Here is a 15,264-nt window from a genome sequence, read left to right on the forward strand (position 1 = left end):
GGGCGCGCGACGCCAGCTACGGCACCTCGCCGCGTTGTCGGGATCGCCCAAATACGCCCAGTATGAGGACGACCCTCCGCCTTGCGATGCACCGCATCTGACGCCGCGCGCTGACCCACCGGGGATTACGGGACAGCCCTTAGTAGTGCTTTGTTAGGTGGTGTCGTAGGGCTGCCATGGCACGGTTTGCTGGCAGGTGGGGCAGGTGCCGGTCCAGGTGGCGATGAGGTGTTGGAGGAGGTCCAGGGCCTGGTAGAGGGTCAGGCCCTGGCAGGGGCTTTTGGGTTCCTCCGTTGTTCGGTCAGGAACAGGTGGGCGGCGGTGACGAGGGTGACGTGCCGGTGCCAGCCGGTGAACGAGCGGCCCTCGAAGTGGTCCAGGCCCAGAGCGGTCTTCAGCTCGCGGTAGTCGTGCTCGATGCGCCAGCGGGCTTTCGCCAGGCGGACGAGGTCCTTGGCGGGGATGTCGGCGGGCAGGTTCGAGACCCAGTACTTCACCGGTTCGGCCTCGCCTTCAGGCCACTGCGCGATCAGCCAGGTCAGCGGGATCGTGCCGTCCTCTGTCGGTCGGGGACGGCGGCCGGCGAGACGGATCCGCAGGAACACGAAGTGCGAGCTCATCGCCGCTTTCGAGCCCTTGCGCCAGGACAGGGTCCGGCCGCTGCCGCGGCCTGCGGCCAGCACGTGCTCGCGTAGGGAGACCGGGCGGGTGCGGTAGCGGGGCAGCGGCCGGGGGCCCAGGCCGCCGTAGGCCGGCTGGTGGGGTTCGGCGTCCTCGCCGTGGGCGGTCATCTCGGCTTTGACCTGCAGCACGTAGGCCCGGCCACGGTCCTCCAGGCCGCGGCGGAAGTCGGCGTTGGCACCGTATCCGGTGTCCGCGACCAGGACGGCGGGCCGCAGACCGGTGGCGTCGAGTTCGTCGAGCATGTCCAGGGCGAGCTGCCACTTGGCCCGGTGGTGGACGGTGTCGGGGATCCGGCAGGCCCGCCTGCGGGCCTCGGCGTCGGGGCCGTCCCAGGCGGCGGGCAGGAACAGCCGCCAGGACAACGGGCACGAGGCGGTGTCGGAGGCGGCATGGACGCTGACGCCGATCTGGCAGTTGCCGACCTTCCCCAGGGTGCCCGAGTACTGCCGGGCCACCCCCGCGGACGCCCTGCCGTCCTTGGGGAAACCGGTGTCGTCCACCACCCACACCTGCGGCCGCACCGCCGCCACCGCCCGCCATGCCAGACGGGCCCGGACGTCCTCGACCGGCCAGGTCGAGGACGTCATGAACTGCTGCAACCGCTGGTGATCGACACCGAGCCGGTCTGCCATCGGCTGCATCGACTTCCGTCGGCCCTCCAGCAACAGGCCCCGCAGATACAAGGCGCCCTTCTCACGCTGGTCCCGCCGCACCAGCGGCGCGAAGACCTCGGACGCGAACTCCTCCAACCGACCCCGCACCGCCGCAAGCTCCCCAGCCCTCATACAGCCAGCGAACTACCAGACACCCACCGCGACAAGACCAGCTAACAAAGCACTATTAGGGCATGTCTTTCGGATCAGGCCGGCCCCGTGGCCGTCCCTTCCTCCTCCGCCTCCATGCGTCGGATGCCCTCGTGGGTGAGGGTGACCATCGCAGGCGTGTTGCCGGGCTCCCAGTCGACGGTGATCAGTCCTTCGCCCGCCAGGTAGGTACAGGCGGCGGCCAGGTCCTGTTCCGGTACATGGAGGTCGCGCCGCAGCTGTGCTCCGGTGATGCCGAGGAGGCGGTTGCCTTCGACGGCTTCGTAGAGGACCTGGAGCACCTGACCGCGGTAGGTCTTGCGTTCGCGCAGTGTGGCCATGACCGCGTCCTTTCGCGTGTGGGATGGAGTGGGCTCCGAGGCCGGTAGGGGCTTCTCAGATCTCGTCGGAGTGTGCGCCGGTGCCGGCGGTGGTCGTGCTGGCGGCCAGCCACGAGCGGGCGGGGCCGGCGGGTGTGGCCGTGTCCACGGTGAGGTGGAGACGGGTGTTGCCGTCCAGGGCGGGGTAGCTGCGCTGCTCCGTGCCCGCGAAACAGCGGCGGAGCGCCTCCGCGACCGCTCGGGCGGCTTCCGGAGTGTGCGCGATGATCCGGACCTCGGCGTGCCCGATCGAGGGCAGTGTTTGGGTCTCGATGTACTTCACGTGGGCGTGGTTCCCTTCAGGGCGGGTGAGGAGGCCGGCGGAGCGGGGCGCCGAGGCGCCCCGACCGCTGCCCCCGGTCGGAGGAAGATACGTTCCTCACCGGTCGGCACCCGTGTGGTGGGCTCGACGACCGGTGTCGTCCGGCAGGCCGGGAGGCCTCGGCAGGGGGTCACTGAAGCGGTAGGCCTCGATCCGTGCGTCGTCCCGGGCGTTCAGGACGTGGATCCAACGCATCCCGATGCCGATCATCAGGATGATCACCGCGATGAGGACGACGGTCTCCACGGAGCTCACCTCCACCCGTTTTCGGGCAACGGCAGGGCGGTTCGGCCCATCGGCTCCCCGAAGGGGGACATGCAGGCCCCGCCCTCGTCCTCCCAGGTGGCTTCCCGGCGGCGGGCGTCGCGGATGCCGCGCCCTATGACGGTTTCGTTGGCCATCAGGACGCCTGCGGCCAGGACACTGCCCGGGATCGCGGCGGCGGCCATCAGCCGGGCCGCGGCCGCGGGCTCGGTCTCGGGCGGGATCACCAGGAGGTCCCAGCGGCCGACGGTGTAGGAGAGCAGGATCAGCTTGTCGGGGTCCTGTTCGGTGAACCAGCCCACATGCAGCGTCCGCCCGTCCACGGCAACCGTGCGCGGGACGACCGGCCAGCGGCTGGGGTTCACAGTGACGCGCGTGATGCGCCCCCAGGTCTCGTCCAGCGCGGCGGCGAGAACGGGAAGCTCGGCTTCGAGGTCACGGGAGTAGGGCCACCAGGCACCGTCCAACCGGCCTGCCAGAGCGGTCTTCGGCGTAAGGGACAGGCGGGCCGGGCGCAGGACAACAGCCGGCTGCGCAGCGCGGTCGAGGGTCGTGGTCATGTCGCGGACCCGTCCCCGGACCGTTCACGAACGGCCCGGTGCAGTGATCGCCGGAAACGACGTCCGCGTGGGAGCGGGTGTGCGAAATACTCCCGGTGCCTTCACCGTACTCCGGTTCGCGATCCAGAAAGCCGCTTCTGACCAGGTATTTTCCGGCGCAGGCGGCGCGAGCGGTCCGCACGGTCCGCCTCGCCGCACCGTGCGGATGGGCGGAGTACCGTGAAACAACGGAGACGTTGCCCAGCTCAACAGCCCTTTCGACGCCGCTGCCGGCCGTCGACCGGGGTGACTCCGCACCGCGAGACAGGCGGAATCACCATGGCCGCATCCGACAACCCGGCCCCTTCGAAGCTCCTCCCGAACGCGATCCACCAAGCGGTCAAGCCGGGCGCCGCCCTGCTCCGACTGGAGACCACACAGTCCCGCCAAGGGCTCCTGGACGGCGCGTGGTGGCCACGCTCCAGGAACGTCAGGGCCGAGCTGCCCGCACTGATCACGGCACTGACCGCGTACCTGGGGCCCATCACGCGGGTCGGCCTGGACACCTCCGCCTGGCAGGACGTCCCGACCCGTCTGGTGATCGACGGCCAGGTCGTACACCTCGACGCCGACCCTGTCGGCGACGACACCGTCCTCGTCACCCGCGGACACAACGACCACTTCGCCCTACTGGTGGTCCCGCCGGACACCACCGCCGACGCCGCCCGGGAAGCCATGGCCCGCGCCGTCCGCGCCGACAACATCACGCAGGCCACTCAGCTCCTCATCACCGCCACACCCGAACCTGAGGACGGCGCCGCCGAAGCGGCGGACTGACCCCGAATCCTCGGTGGCAGGGGGGTCCGCCGGGTCAGAGGCCCTCGTCGTGCAGGTCCTCTTCGCGCAGAAGATCGTCCTCGTGGCGGCGCGAGGTCTCCTTCGGGTCGGACTTCTGTCCCTTCTCGCGGGACGACCTGCCGGGCTGGGGCTGCGCGGGGTCTCCGGGGCGATGGTGTTCCTGAGCCTCGCGCCCCTTGCTCGGCTCGTGGCGCTTGTCCTGCCTACCGTCCATGACGGCGACTCCTCTGGATGCGTGGGGTACGGATTCCTCTCCGATCACGCTGACACGTGCCGCGACGGTCTGCATCATGTCGACTGCGAAGCGAGGCACACGGAGGACGCCCCCGTCGGCCTCACCAGGAAGAACGACTGACGGCAGCCACTCGACACGACGCGTGCACCTCGACTGCGAACCGAGCGGGCACGTGGTCCTGATGAACCACGATCACCTCACGAAGGCCGACCACGGCAGGTGCCGCTGAGCGTCCAGAGGCTCCGCGCACGAGCGTCCAGGCGACCGCCCATCCCATGGTCACGGCAGTCGCGTGTCCCCGACATACCGAATGTCCTGCACTGCCATAATCCGTCCCGTTCTGCCAGCCCGGCCGGGAGGATTGCTGTGACCATCTGTCAAACCGCTCAGGGGGTGGGCGCGCAGGAGGCCCTTCCACCGTCGGCGCCACCTGGTTTTCGCGTGCGTCGCTCGTGGTGGGGTGGGTCGCTGCGGGCGCTGGTCGCAGGTCTCGTCCTGGTGGCAGGCCTGGCCCTGCCCATGGTGGCCCCGCAGGCCGCCCAGGCCGTGCCGCCCGGCACTTACGCCTACGTCGCCAACTTCCACAGTGACACCGTGTCGGTGATCGACACAGCGACGAACACGGTGGCGGTCACGGTTCCCGTCGGCGATGCGCCGTGGGGAGTGGCGGTGTCGCCGAACGGCACCCGCGCCTACGTCACCAACCGGGCCGATGCCACGGTGTCCGTGATCGACACCACGACCGACACGGTCGTCGCCACCGTCCCCGTCGGCCTGGAGCCCCTGGGTGTGGCGGTGTCGCCGAACGGCACCCGCACCTACGTCACCGACTACGGCGCCGACACCGTGTCCGTGATCGACACGACCACCAACACGGTCGTCGCCACCATCCCCGTCGGCGATGCTCCCATCGGGGTGGCGGTGTCGCCGAACGGCGCCCGCGCCTACGTCACCAATTCCGAAGCCGACACGGTGTCCGTGATCACGACGCACACCAACACGGTCGTCGCCACCATCCCCGTCGGCGACTACCCGTTCGGGGTTGCCGTGTCGCGGGACAGCACTCGCGCGTACGTCACCAGTTCCCAGGCCGACACGGTGTCCGTGATCAACACGGTGACGAACACCGTCGTCGCCACCATCCACGTCGGCGATGCGCCCCAAGGGGTGGCGATCTCGCGGGACGGCACCCGCGCCTATGTCGTCAACGCCAACGCCAACACCGTCTCCGTGATCAACACGGTGACGAACACCGTCGTCGCCACCATCCACGTCGGCGAAGCGCCTCGAGAGGTGGCGGTGTCGCCGGACGGCGCGAGCGCGTACGTCAGCAACGCCAACGACGACACGGTGTCCGTGATCGACACCGCCTCCAACACCGTCGCGGAGACCGTTCCCGTGGGCGACCTCCCGTTCGGGGTGGCGATCGGGGTCGTGCCCCGGCCGGCGCCCGCACTGACGCTGATCAAGCTCGCCGCCGGCGGGACGTTCACCCAGGGCGGGCAGGGCACCTACACCCTCACCGTCACCAACACCGGCACCCTGCCCACCGACGGCAGCACCGTCACCCTCACCGACACCCTCCCCGCCGGCCTGACCCCGGTCCGCTTCTCCGGCACCGGATGGACCTGCACCCTCACCCCGCTGTCCTGCACCCGCAGCGACGTCCTCGCCCCCGGCGCCGGCTACCCGCCCCTCACCCTCGGCGTCCGGATCGCCCGCAACGCGCCGAAGCAGGTCACCAACACCGCCACCGTCACCGGCGGCGGCGCCACCGGCACGGGCATCGCCACCGCGACCACCACCATCGACCGGAAGCAGCCGCCCAAGCCGCCGCACCACAACCGCCCGGACCACGGCAAGCCCGGTCACGGCAAGCCCGGTCACGGCAAGCCGGGCCACGACCGGCCCGACCACGGCCACCGCCCCGGCCCCCGGTAACCGCACACCGTCATGACGAACGCCCCGGCGCCGGCCGCCCACCCGCGGACCACCGACGCCGGGGCCGCCGCCCATCCCTCGCAACGGGTGCTCGTCGCAGACACCAGGGTCTCCTCGCCCCACGGCCGAAGCTGGAGGAAGATCCTCGCGGTGCCCGGCGACTTGAACGACGCTTCCATCGGCTCAGCGCTGAACGCGGGCCTGCGGCCTCGGATCGCCCCAGAGCCCTCGCTGTGCCGCCCCAGGGAGAAGGGCGGGGCGGCGGCGACAGCCCGCGGTGTCAGTGGCCAAGGGCGCACATGGTCGACCGGCGCGAGGACTTGACCGCGCCCGTCCACCCGACGTGGGTGCGACAGCCGCACACCAACACGTCGTACGAGCGATCGGGGAGGGGAACCGGGCGGGCGTCCCCTCGTATCGCTCTCCCGCAGCGCCTCGCGCCCACCGTGCCGATCGGCCGCTCGGTCGCCGGTCGCCGGTCGCCGGTCGCCGCCGGGTGCCGCCCCTACGACGCCCACGCCCTTGTCACGGTCGACCGGCGAAGGAGCCCTCCGCCGGCCTACGATGCCTTCGGGGGCTTCGGGACAGCGCGGCCGGAGGAAAGATTGCCGAAACAGGGCCAGGAATTCGGAGCGGATCCGGGCAACGGCAGCGCACAGTGGCGGGCCCTGCGGCTGGCCGGGCTTTCGGCATCCTCCGATACCGGGATGGATCGGTTCGCCCGCCTGGTTTCACGACTGCTCCGTGTGCCGGTGGCCTTCGTCTCGCTGGTCGAGGAGGGGCGGCAGATCCTGCCCGGACTGTTCGGTCTGCCGGAGCCCTGGGCGGGAAGCCGTACGCTGCCGCTGTCTCACTCGCTCTGCCGGTACGTGGTGGCCTCCGGGCAGCCCCTGATCGTGCCCGATGCACGCGCCGACGAACGGCTCCGCACCGACCCGGCCATCGGGGATCTCGGGATCGTGGCGTATGCGGGGATGCCGCTGACCGATGCCGACGGGCTGGTCCTGGGCACCTTGTGCGCCATCGACCACGAGCCCCGTACCTGGGGTGAGGGCGAGCCGGCCGACCTGGAGGATCTCGCCGCCGCGTGCTCCGCCGAGCTGTGCCTGCGCATCCTGTCGGCTCGTAGCCGGTCCGCACAGAAGGTGCTGGAGACCGCACGGGCCGGCGCCGAGCGTGCCCGGAGCCGCGCGGAGCGCCTGGAGAAGGAGGCCCAGCTCGGCATGGACCATGCCGAGCTGCTGCTGAGGGCATCGGAGGAACTGGCCCAGACGTCCGGCCTGGAGGACGTACGACGCCGACTGCGCGACCTTTTCGTCGGCGCCGGGAAGCCCTCGTACGTCGGCCTGCTGGTCGCCGACAAGGACGAACTGCACCGGATCGCCGACCCGGACATCGAGCACTCGGTGGAGCGGGAGGTTCTCACGCTGCCCGTGAGCGCGGCGTTCCCGAGCACCCGCGCCATGCGGGAACGGCGGGCGGTCTTCGTACCGGACCGTGCGGCCCTCGTCGCCGAGTACAGCCCAGAGGCGGTCGGATTCTCCGACCGCATGGGCTTCACCACCGTCCTGTGCCTGCCCCTCTGGGGCAGCCGCGCCCTGCTGGGCGTACTCGCCGTCTGCTGGGCCAAGCGGCACGAGGTGGGCGTCACGGAGCGGGCCACGCTCACCGCCGCGTCCGGCTACATCGCGCAGGCGGTGGAGCGTGCGCTGCACCTCGACGAACGCATCTCCGTGGCCCGGCAACTCCAGGAAGCCATGCTCACCGACCTCCCCGTCGCCGAGGGCATCGAGATCAGCGCCCTGTACGAGCCGGCCGCGGTCGGCGACATGATCGGTGGGGACTGGTACGACGCCTACCACCTGCCGCCCGCCTCGTCCGGCGGCGCGCCCGGAGCCCTCATGGTGACGGTGGGCGACATCACCGGCCACGACATGCACGCCGCTACGATCATGGGCCAGATCCGCAGCATGCTGCGGCAGGCAACCCTCGACCACCCGCCGTACAGCCCGGCCGCCGCGCTGACCGCCCTCGACGCGGCGTGCTCGGTCCTGCCCATCGAGGCCGGCGGCACGCTGGTCCACGCACGCCTCGACCCCGCCGACGACAGCCCCGATTGGACGCTGACCTGGTCCAACGCCGGCCACCCACCGCCCCTGATCCGTACTCGCGACGGCCGGGTGGACCTCTTGGGGGAGCACGACATCCTTTTCCACAAGGACCTCGGGCCGCTCCACCGCACCGAGGCCCGGCGGCGCCTTCCCGCGGGCTCGACGCTGCTGTTCTACACCGACGGGCTCATCGAACGCCGCGACCACGACATCGATGCCTCCCTCGCGCAACTCGTCGACCTGCTCGCCCGCCATGGTGACCTTCCGCTGCCCGAACTGCTCCACCGGATCAGCGACGGTTCGGCGGACCCAGCTCGCGGAGACGACGTCGTCGTACTGGCGCTGCGCGTTCCCTGACGGCGTGACCGGCCGCTCCCTGGATCCGGCCAACGGTCCGATGAGCAGTGGAACGAGGATGGCCCGGAGGATGGATCGGCATTCCCGTCGCGCAGCGGATGACGCCGAGAATGGCGCCGCCGAGACGACCGATTTCCTCCGCTTCGGTGTGACGGTTCACAACCGGGGTAGACGCCGGCCGTGTCCGGCGGCTCGCTCGGGCGCGCATTCAAGGAGCAATTCCATGATTCTCATCCTCGGGCTCATCCTTCTGATCGCCGCCATCATCGTCGGTCTGGCCGGAGTATTCGGCAATACCGGCCCGGGGCACGATCTCGGCGTCGGCGGCGATTTCTCGATTTTCGGCTACCACGTCACCGGTTCGACCGGGTCCCTCTTTCTGAGCGGAATCATCGTCGGAGCCGTCGCCCTCCTGGGTCTGACTCTGGTCATGATGGGCGCCCGTCGTTCGGTCCGTCGTTCGGCGCAGGCCCGACGGGAACTCGACACCTCACGCCGTGAGGCCGCCGCCGTCGACCGCGAGCGCGACGATCTGATCAAGCAGCGGGACGACGCCCGTGCCGGGGCCGGGGCCGGTGCTCCGACGACAGACGTGCCCCGCGCCGAGACCGGTGCGCCGGTGACCGACGCCCCCCGCGGTCGAGGCCACTGGTTCGGCCACCGGGCGGCGCACCGCTGACGGCAACCGTTGTCCCGAACAGGGACTTCAGGTTGACGGTCGCGAGCAGCGGCGCCGGCGCGTGGTCCAGGCAAGGACCACAGGCGGGCTCCAGAGGTCCGCGAAGAGCTGCGCATGGCCCGGTCCGGTGAACCGCGGGATGACCCAGGCGTGCGACGAGGAGCGGGACGAAGGCTTCCTCGACCGTCCGGGGCGCGTCGCGTCGGGCAGCTCGGCCCGCAGGGCTTGAAGCACGCGGGTCTCCATCGACCGGCGCAGCCGTAGCAGCGCCGGGCCCCATGCGCGCACGTCGTCCACGCCGTCGAAGCCGCGATCGTGCACCTCGTACAGCAGGTAGAGGGCGAGCTGGAGGTCCTCGCCCCACGGATCCGCCTTCGACACGGACCCCGCAGCTACACCGGCGGGCCACCGGGCCGCAGGGCCTACGTCACGGCACGGGACAGCTCGCCCCGTCCTTCGACCAGGCAGGCGCCGGAACGGTCATCGTCGGTTCCTGTCCTCGGGAGGCGGGCCGCCCCTCTCGCGACAGCGGTGGCTGGTGTCGCACCAGGGGTAGGTACGGCTGCGGCGGCACGTGCATACCGCGACCACGAAGCGGTCGGACCGGGCGACCGTGCCGTCGTCCAGGACGATCTCGACCGGGCCCTCGATCAGGACCGGGCCCTGCGGGTCGACCGTCACCCGGCGAGCCGGCGTGCGGACGGGTGCCGGGGAGCTGGAGCTGTCAGAGGGACCGGGCACGGATGATCACCACTCTTTCCACTCGTCGGTTCTGCCGCCGGCCCCGGCCCCGGCTGCTCTGCTCCAGCCGGCCCCGTCGCGAACGCGGTACGGGCCCCGCACATCGCCGAGTGCTCTCTGCGATCTCCAGAGAGTCAGACGAATGTCGGCCTTTCCCGGTACTTTCACGGGCGGCCGCACGGGGCTCCGCGTCCCGGAGCGCACCGGGCCTGCTCACAGACGGGGCGCCTGGTCGTCGGCATTTCCGTCCGGCGTCTGCCACGAATCCTCGCGCCCCCGCGCCACGGGATTCTGCTCGACCGGCCGAGCAGGGGCCCGACGCCGCGCGCTGCGTCGGCTGCCGTACCAGAAAGCGCCCACCAGAAGGACGACGACCACCACGCCGGCGAACATGAGGAAAAGTGCTCCTTGGCCTTCGGCCGCGAGAATTTCGGTAGGAATCATGGCTCGCACCTACCCACGATCCACAGACTTACGGAATCACCCGCCCGGATTCTCTACCGAAGTCCCTCCACGGAATCCCGGCAGGGAACAGGCTGCGGTCGTCACCGCTCCTCGCACACCATGCATTCCATGCGCCGCACATGCGCCGGCCCGCTGTCGTCGCGCTTCCGCGACTTCCACCCGCGGGGCGGGGCCCACGGGGACGAATCACCTTGCTTACGACATCAAAGACGGATGTACGGGTAGCCGGACACCATGGACCCCAACAATCACACGCCGCTTCGCGCTGTCGCGCTCGTCTGCACCCTGTCCCCCTCCCCCGCACCGTCGAGCTCCCAGCTGCTGGCCGAGCAGACGATGGCCGCCCTCGCCGAGCACGGGGTCACCGGGAAGACCGTCCGGATCGCCGACCACGATGTGAAGCCCGGCGTGCAGACCGACATGGGCGACGGGGACGCGTGGCCGGAGATCCGGGACACCATCCTGGGCTGCGACATCCTGGTCCTCTCCACGCCCATCTGGCTCGGCCACCCGTCCAGCATCACCCAGCGGGTCCTGGAGCGGCTGAACGCGGAGATCTCCGAGACCGACGACGAAGGCCGCCCGCTCACCTACGGCAAGGCCGCCGCGGTCTGCGTCGTCGGCAACGAGGACGGCGCCCACAAGGTCGGCGCCGATCTATTCCAGGGCCTGAACGACGTCGGCTTCTCCCTCGCTCCGAACGCCGTCACCTACTGGGTCGGCGAAGCCATGCAGAAGACCGACTACCAGGACCTCGACAAGACCCCCCAGAAGACGGCGGCCACGACCAGGACCCTCGCCGCCAACACCGCCCATCTCGCCCGCCGTCTCAAGGCCGCGCCGTACCCGGCGAGCTGACCTGCGGCTGCTCCGCCCCGGCGATCCCTTCCCACCGCGCAGCCCGGAGCGGAGATGTCACGGCGCTCGCCCGTCCACCGCGTCGACGGCTCCAAGGAGAAGGATCATGAGCAAGCAGCACTCATCGACCGGCAGCGCCAGGAGCGAGCTGCCGGGCAGGCCCGGCCCCGAGTCTCCGCCGCTGATCGAGCCGACGGAGCCCACGGAACCCCTTCCGCCGAAGCCCGACCAGGACGGCCCCGAGACGGTGGGTCCGACCGGACAGCCGACGGGGGTGGACCAGGCGCGCGTGGCGCAGAGCGGCGCGTACCTGACGACGGCCCAGGGGACGCGGCTGCCCGACACCGATCACTCCTTGAAGGCCGGACCCCGCGGCCCGGTGCTGCTGCAGGACCACCATCTGCGCGAGAAGATCACGCATTTCGACCACGAGCGGATCCCGGAGCGGGTCGTCCACGCGCGTGGCGCGGCCGCTCATGGCGTCTTCCAGGGCTACGGGACGGCCGGCGAGGTGTCGAAGGCCGCGTTCCTCGCCAAGGACGTGGAGACGCCGGTGTTCGTGCGCTTCTCCACGGTCCTCGGCTCGCGCGGTTCGGCCGACACCGTGCGCGACACACGTGGCTTCGCGACGAAGTTCTACACCGACGAGGGCACCTTCGACCTGGTCGGCAACAACATTCCGGTGTTCTTCATCCAGGACGCGATCAAGTTCCCCGACGTCATCCACGCCGCCAAGCCGCATCCGGACCGCGAGATCCCGCAGGCACAGAGCGCGCACGACACCTTCTGGGACTTCGTGTCCCTGCACACCGAGGCGACCCACCACACCCTCTGGAACATGTCCGACCGCGGGATCCCGAGGTCGCTGCGGATGATGGAGGGCTTCGGCGTCCACACCTTCCGTCTGGTCAACGCGGCCGACGAGAGCGTGCTGGTGAAGTTCCACTGGAAGCCGAAGCTCGGCGTGCACTCCCTCGTCTGGGAGGAAGCGCAGATGATCAGCGGGATGGATCCCGACTTCCACCGCCGGGACCTCTTCGACGCCATCGAATCCGGCGCCTACCCCCAGTGGGAACTGGGGGTACAGGTCTTCCCCGACACCGAGGACCAGACCTTCGAGGGCATCGACCTCCTCGACCCCACCAAGATCGTTCCGGAGGAGCGCTCGCCCGTTCAGCCGATCGGGCTGATGACCCTGAACGCCAACACCAAGAACTACTTCGCCGAGACCGAGCAGGTCGCCTTCCACCCCGGCCACCTGGTCCCGGGCATCGACGTCACCGACGACCCGCTGCTCGCGGGACGACTCTTCTCCTACCTCGACACACAGATCAGCCGCCTCGGCGGCCCCAACTTCGGCCAGATCCCCATCAACAGGCCGCACGCCCCCGTCAACGACATGCTCCGCGACGGCATGCACCAGACCGCCGTCCACACCGGCGTCGCCCCCTACCGGCCCAACAGCCTCGACGGCGGCTGCCCCTTCCTCGCCGGAGCCGATACGGCGGCCTTCATCGAGGTACCCGTCACCGTCCCTGAGGCGAGCAAGGTCCGTGAGGCGCCCGCCTCCTTCTCGGACCACTTCACCCAGCCGCGCCTCTTCTGGCTGAGCATGACTCCGCCCGAGCGCGAACACATCATCGCCGCCTACACCTTCGAACTGAGCAAGTGCTACGAGCAGGCCGTCAAGGAGCGCACCTTGAAGGTGCTGGCGAACATCGATCCGCAGCTGTGCGAGCAGGTCGCCGCGGGCCTCGGGCTGCCGGTCCCGGCCGCCACCGTGCCACTCGTCGCGGCCGACCCCAGCCCCGCCCTCTCCCAGATGGGCGGGACGTGGCCGACCGAGGGCCGCGTGATCGGCATCGTCGCCGACGCCACGGCCGACCTGGACGGCGTACGGGCGGCGCGCCAGGCCGTTCTGGACGCCGACATGGTGCCCCTCGTCGTCGCCCCGACCGGCGGCACCCTAGAGGGTGATGGTGACGGCGACCCGGTCACCGTTCAGCGGACCTTCGCCACGGCCCGCTCCGTCGAATTCGATGCCGTCCTGCTGGCCGGAGTGCCCGAGGCCGGCGCGGACGCGTACGGCGCCCGCGACGCCAAGGCCGGCACCGCTCAGCCCCCCGACGCCCCCGACCCGCGCGTACTGCTGCTCCTCACCGAGGCGTACCGGCACGGCAAGGCCATCGGCGGCTGGAACGGCGCCGAGCACCTCCTCGAAACGTGCGGCATCACGGCGGACGAACCGGGCATCGCCGTCGCCGACAGCGGTGGCGCGGCCGTGGACGCCCTCGCGACGGCGTTGGGCGGGCACCGGGCCTGGGACCGGTTCCCCGCCCCCCTCTGATCCGTGCCGACCCCGGCCCCGCGCCGCGGCCGGGGTCCCCCGACGGGCTGGGAAAGCGTCGACGTTCGGCGCCGGGAAGGTCGCCCGTACGAGGCATCCCGCCCGGCCGGGCTCGGCCCTCGTTCAGGAGGCGGGCGGCGTGGCGGTGTGGTCCGGATGGCCGTGGGTGCGGCGGATCGTCTTCAGGCGGGCCTCCAAGAGATGCTCACGCCCGCCGGCCAGCTCGTCGACGATGTCGCCTTCCATCACGGTGAACGGCCGGTGGTAGGTGGAGTCGTAGGCCTCGATGATCTGGAACGTCCAGTGGCCCGGGATGACGTTGCGGCCCACGATGTCGCGCTCGAGGCGTGCGGCCTGCTCCTCGTGGCCCGCCTCGCGCAGGAGCCGGACGGCGTCCCCGAGCTCGAAGTCCGCGGTCCCGGTCAACTGGTGGAATCCGTAGAGGTGTCCGCGGGCCCGCTCCGTGGTCTCCAGAGCCTTCGAGAGGGCGCCCAGGGCGCGTAGTGTCTTCTCGTCGACGCCCTCGGGCACCTGGTGCTCCGGGTCCATCTCGCGATTGCTGTCCATGGTGATCTCCTGCCCTCAAGGCGCCCTACCGAGCCGTTGATTGCGCCGTACGGAGCAAGACACCCACACAGCCCGGGCACCACATGACGGGGGACCGCTCCGGTCCCGCGTTCTCCCGGCGCGGTGTCGTGCGTTGCCGTTTCGCCCTCGCCCGGCGGGGGCGGCGATCACGACCGGGAGGGCAGCGCTGCCGCGGCCGGCAACTCCTGGGCGGCACGGATGATGAAGCGGCGGGTGCGCTCCGGGTCGAGGGCCAGGGCCTGGAGGCGGTCGAACATGGCGCCGTAGTGCCGTACGTCGGATCGCTTCTCCAGGTAGAGGTCGCTGGTGAAGCGCTCCAGATACACCGTCCCCGTGGCGGTGTCCGGGAAGTCGAGGATGGAGAACTGCCCAGAGATTCCCGGATGGGGTCCCGCACTGTGCGGGAGGACCTGCACGGTGATGTGTGGCTGCTCGCCGAGGCGGTACAGGTACTCGAGTTGTTCGCGCATGATCTCGGGGCTGCCGACCCCGCGGCGCAGGACCGATTCGTCCAGCACCACCCCTAAGCGGAACGGCCGGGCCGGGTGGTGGGCACGGGACTGACGGCGCAGCCGTACCTCGCGGCGCACGGCGATCTGTTCCTCCGTGGCCAGAGGGATCGTTTCCGCAGTGACCGCTACCGCGTAGGCGGGCGTTTGCAGCAAGCCGGGGATCACCAGGGGTTCATAGGAACGGACGGACACGGCTGCCGTCTCCAGGCCGATGTAGACGGCGTACGGGACCTCCCCGCAGGCGACCCACCAGCCCTGCCGGTTCGACTCCCTGGCCATCTCCATCAACGAGTGGACGACTTGCTGGTCCGTGACCCCGTAGAGGCCGCACAGATCCCGCACATCGCGCGAGCTGACCCCGCGGCGGCCGGTCTCCATGTGACTGACCTTGGGCTGGGAGATCAACAGGTGCTCGGCCACCTGCGTACTGGTCAGGCCCCGCGCCAGACGGAGCCGGCGCAGCTCCGCGCCCAATCGGCGTCGTCTGACGGTCGGGTTTCCGCTCACCGCCACGGGCGGTCCACCTCCGGCTCGGGACTGTCTACCAGCCACAGGAATTGCCGCGGCCGGGCCCGGGTGA

The 15,264-nt window shown here is 70.6% G+C and carries 17 protein-coding genes; 6 read left to right on the forward strand and 11 right to left on the reverse strand.

Going from position 1 to position 15,264, the window contains the following annotated elements; genetic code table 11:
- Positions 1 to 260: 260 nt before the first annotated feature.
- From ACWG52_RS04185 to ACWG52_RS04205, 5 genes are all read right to left on the reverse strand, one after another.
- A complete protein-coding gene (locus tag ACWG52_RS04185) occupies positions 261 to 1,469 on the reverse strand; it encodes an IS701 family transposase (protein ID WP_389818454.1) in 1,209 nt (402 codons plus the stop codon).
- Between the two features lie 74 nt (positions 1,470 to 1,543).
- Positions 1,544 to 1,828, reverse strand: coding sequence for a hypothetical protein (locus ACWG52_RS04190; RefSeq protein ID WP_389801298.1), 285 nt, complete (start codon positions 1,826 to 1,828; stop codon positions 1,544 to 1,546).
- Between the two features lie 55 nt (positions 1,829 to 1,883).
- Entirely contained in the window at positions 1,884 to 2,150 is a 267-nt protein-coding gene (locus ACWG52_RS04195; RefSeq protein ID WP_266354436.1) for a hypothetical protein, read from the reverse strand.
- A gap of 96 nt (positions 2,151 to 2,246) precedes the next feature.
- Entirely contained in the window at positions 2,247 to 2,435 is a 189-nt protein-coding gene (locus ACWG52_RS04200; RefSeq protein WP_158711887.1) for a hypothetical protein, read from the reverse strand.
- Between the two features lie 5 nt (positions 2,436 to 2,440).
- Complete coding sequence (locus ACWG52_RS04205) at positions 2,441 to 3,013, reverse strand: DUF5994 family protein (RefSeq protein WP_390138297.1); 573 nt, start codon at positions 3,011 to 3,013, stop codon at positions 2,441 to 2,443.
- Between the two features lie 318 nt (positions 3,014 to 3,331).
- Here ACWG52_RS04205 and ACWG52_RS04210 point away from each other — a divergent pair, with 318 nt between their 5' ends.
- Positions 3,332 to 3,829, forward strand: coding sequence for a DUF5994 family protein (locus tag ACWG52_RS04210; RefSeq protein ID WP_033215898.1), 498 nt, complete (start codon positions 3,332 to 3,334; stop codon positions 3,827 to 3,829).
- A gap of 34 nt (positions 3,830 to 3,863) precedes the next feature.
- Here the strand turns inward: ACWG52_RS04210 and ACWG52_RS04215 are convergent, their stop codons facing one another.
- Positions 3,864 to 4,064: a hypothetical protein gene (locus tag ACWG52_RS04215; protein WP_389801295.1), complete on the reverse strand. Its 201-nt coding sequence runs from the start codon at positions 4,062 to 4,064 to the stop codon at positions 3,864 to 3,866.
- A 462-nt stretch (positions 4,065 to 4,526) separates the two neighbouring features.
- Here ACWG52_RS04215 and ACWG52_RS04220 point away from each other — a divergent pair, with 462 nt between their 5' ends.
- The 3 genes from ACWG52_RS04220 (at position 4,527) to ACWG52_RS04230 (ending at position 9,173) form a co-directional block, all read left to right on the forward strand.
- Positions 4,527 to 6,026, forward strand: a complete 1,500-nt coding sequence (locus ACWG52_RS04220) for a YVTN family beta-propeller repeat protein (protein WP_453127841.1) — start codon at positions 4,527 to 4,529, stop codon at positions 6,024 to 6,026.
- A 707-nt stretch (positions 6,027 to 6,733) separates the two neighbouring features.
- Positions 6,734 to 8,494, forward strand: a complete 1,761-nt coding sequence (locus tag ACWG52_RS04225) for a SpoIIE family protein phosphatase (protein ID WP_453127842.1) — start codon at positions 6,734 to 6,736, stop codon at positions 8,492 to 8,494.
- Between the two features lie 70 nt (positions 8,495 to 8,564).
- On the forward strand, positions 8,565 to 9,173 hold the full coding sequence (locus ACWG52_RS04230; protein ID WP_389801288.1) for a hypothetical protein: 609 nt from the start codon (positions 8,565 to 8,567) through the stop codon (positions 9,171 to 9,173).
- Positions 9,174 to 9,200: 27 nt separating this feature from the next.
- On the opposite strand, the gene ACWG52_RS04235 is transcribed toward ACWG52_RS04230, so the two are convergent.
- From ACWG52_RS04235 to ACWG52_RS04245, 3 genes are all read right to left on the reverse strand, one after another.
- Complete coding sequence (locus ACWG52_RS04235; protein ID WP_389801285.1) at positions 9,201 to 9,554, reverse strand: hypothetical protein; 354 nt, start codon at positions 9,552 to 9,554, stop codon at positions 9,201 to 9,203.
- Between the two features lie 99 nt (positions 9,555 to 9,653).
- A complete protein-coding gene (locus ACWG52_RS04240; protein ID WP_389801284.1) occupies positions 9,654 to 9,914 on the reverse strand; it encodes a CDGSH iron-sulfur domain-containing protein in 261 nt (86 codons plus the stop codon).
- A gap of 213 nt (positions 9,915 to 10,127) precedes the next feature.
- Positions 10,128 to 10,358, reverse strand: coding sequence for a DUF6479 family protein (locus ACWG52_RS04245; protein ID WP_389801281.1), 231 nt, complete (start codon positions 10,356 to 10,358; stop codon positions 10,128 to 10,130).
- Positions 10,359 to 10,613: 255 nt separating this feature from the next.
- On the opposite strand from ACWG52_RS04245, the gene ACWG52_RS04250 reads away from it, so the two are divergent.
- Complete coding sequence (locus ACWG52_RS04250; RefSeq protein ID WP_390169168.1) at positions 10,614 to 11,237, forward strand: flavodoxin family protein; 624 nt, start codon at positions 10,614 to 10,616, stop codon at positions 11,235 to 11,237.
- A 106-nt stretch (positions 11,238 to 11,343) separates the two neighbouring features.
- On the forward strand, positions 11,344 to 13,584 hold the full coding sequence (locus tag ACWG52_RS04255; protein WP_389801279.1) for a catalase: 2,241 nt from the start codon (positions 11,344 to 11,346) through the stop codon (positions 13,582 to 13,584).
- A 123-nt stretch (positions 13,585 to 13,707) separates the two neighbouring features.
- Here the strand turns inward: ACWG52_RS04255 and ACWG52_RS04260 are convergent, their stop codons facing one another.
- Positions 13,708 to 14,151 carry a hypothetical protein gene (locus tag ACWG52_RS04260; RefSeq protein WP_266354443.1) on the reverse strand — a complete coding sequence of 148 codons (444 nt, stop codon included), beginning with the start codon at positions 14,149 to 14,151 and terminating at the stop codon, positions 13,708 to 13,710.
- 167 nt (positions 14,152 to 14,318) lie between these two features.
- Entirely contained in the window at positions 14,319 to 15,197 is an 879-nt protein-coding gene (locus ACWG52_RS04265) for a helix-turn-helix domain-containing protein (protein WP_389801274.1), read from the reverse strand.
- Between the last annotated feature and the right edge of the window lie 67 nt (positions 15,198 to 15,264).

It is taken from the genome of Streptomyces sp. CLCI03 (genome assembly GCF_053615355.1).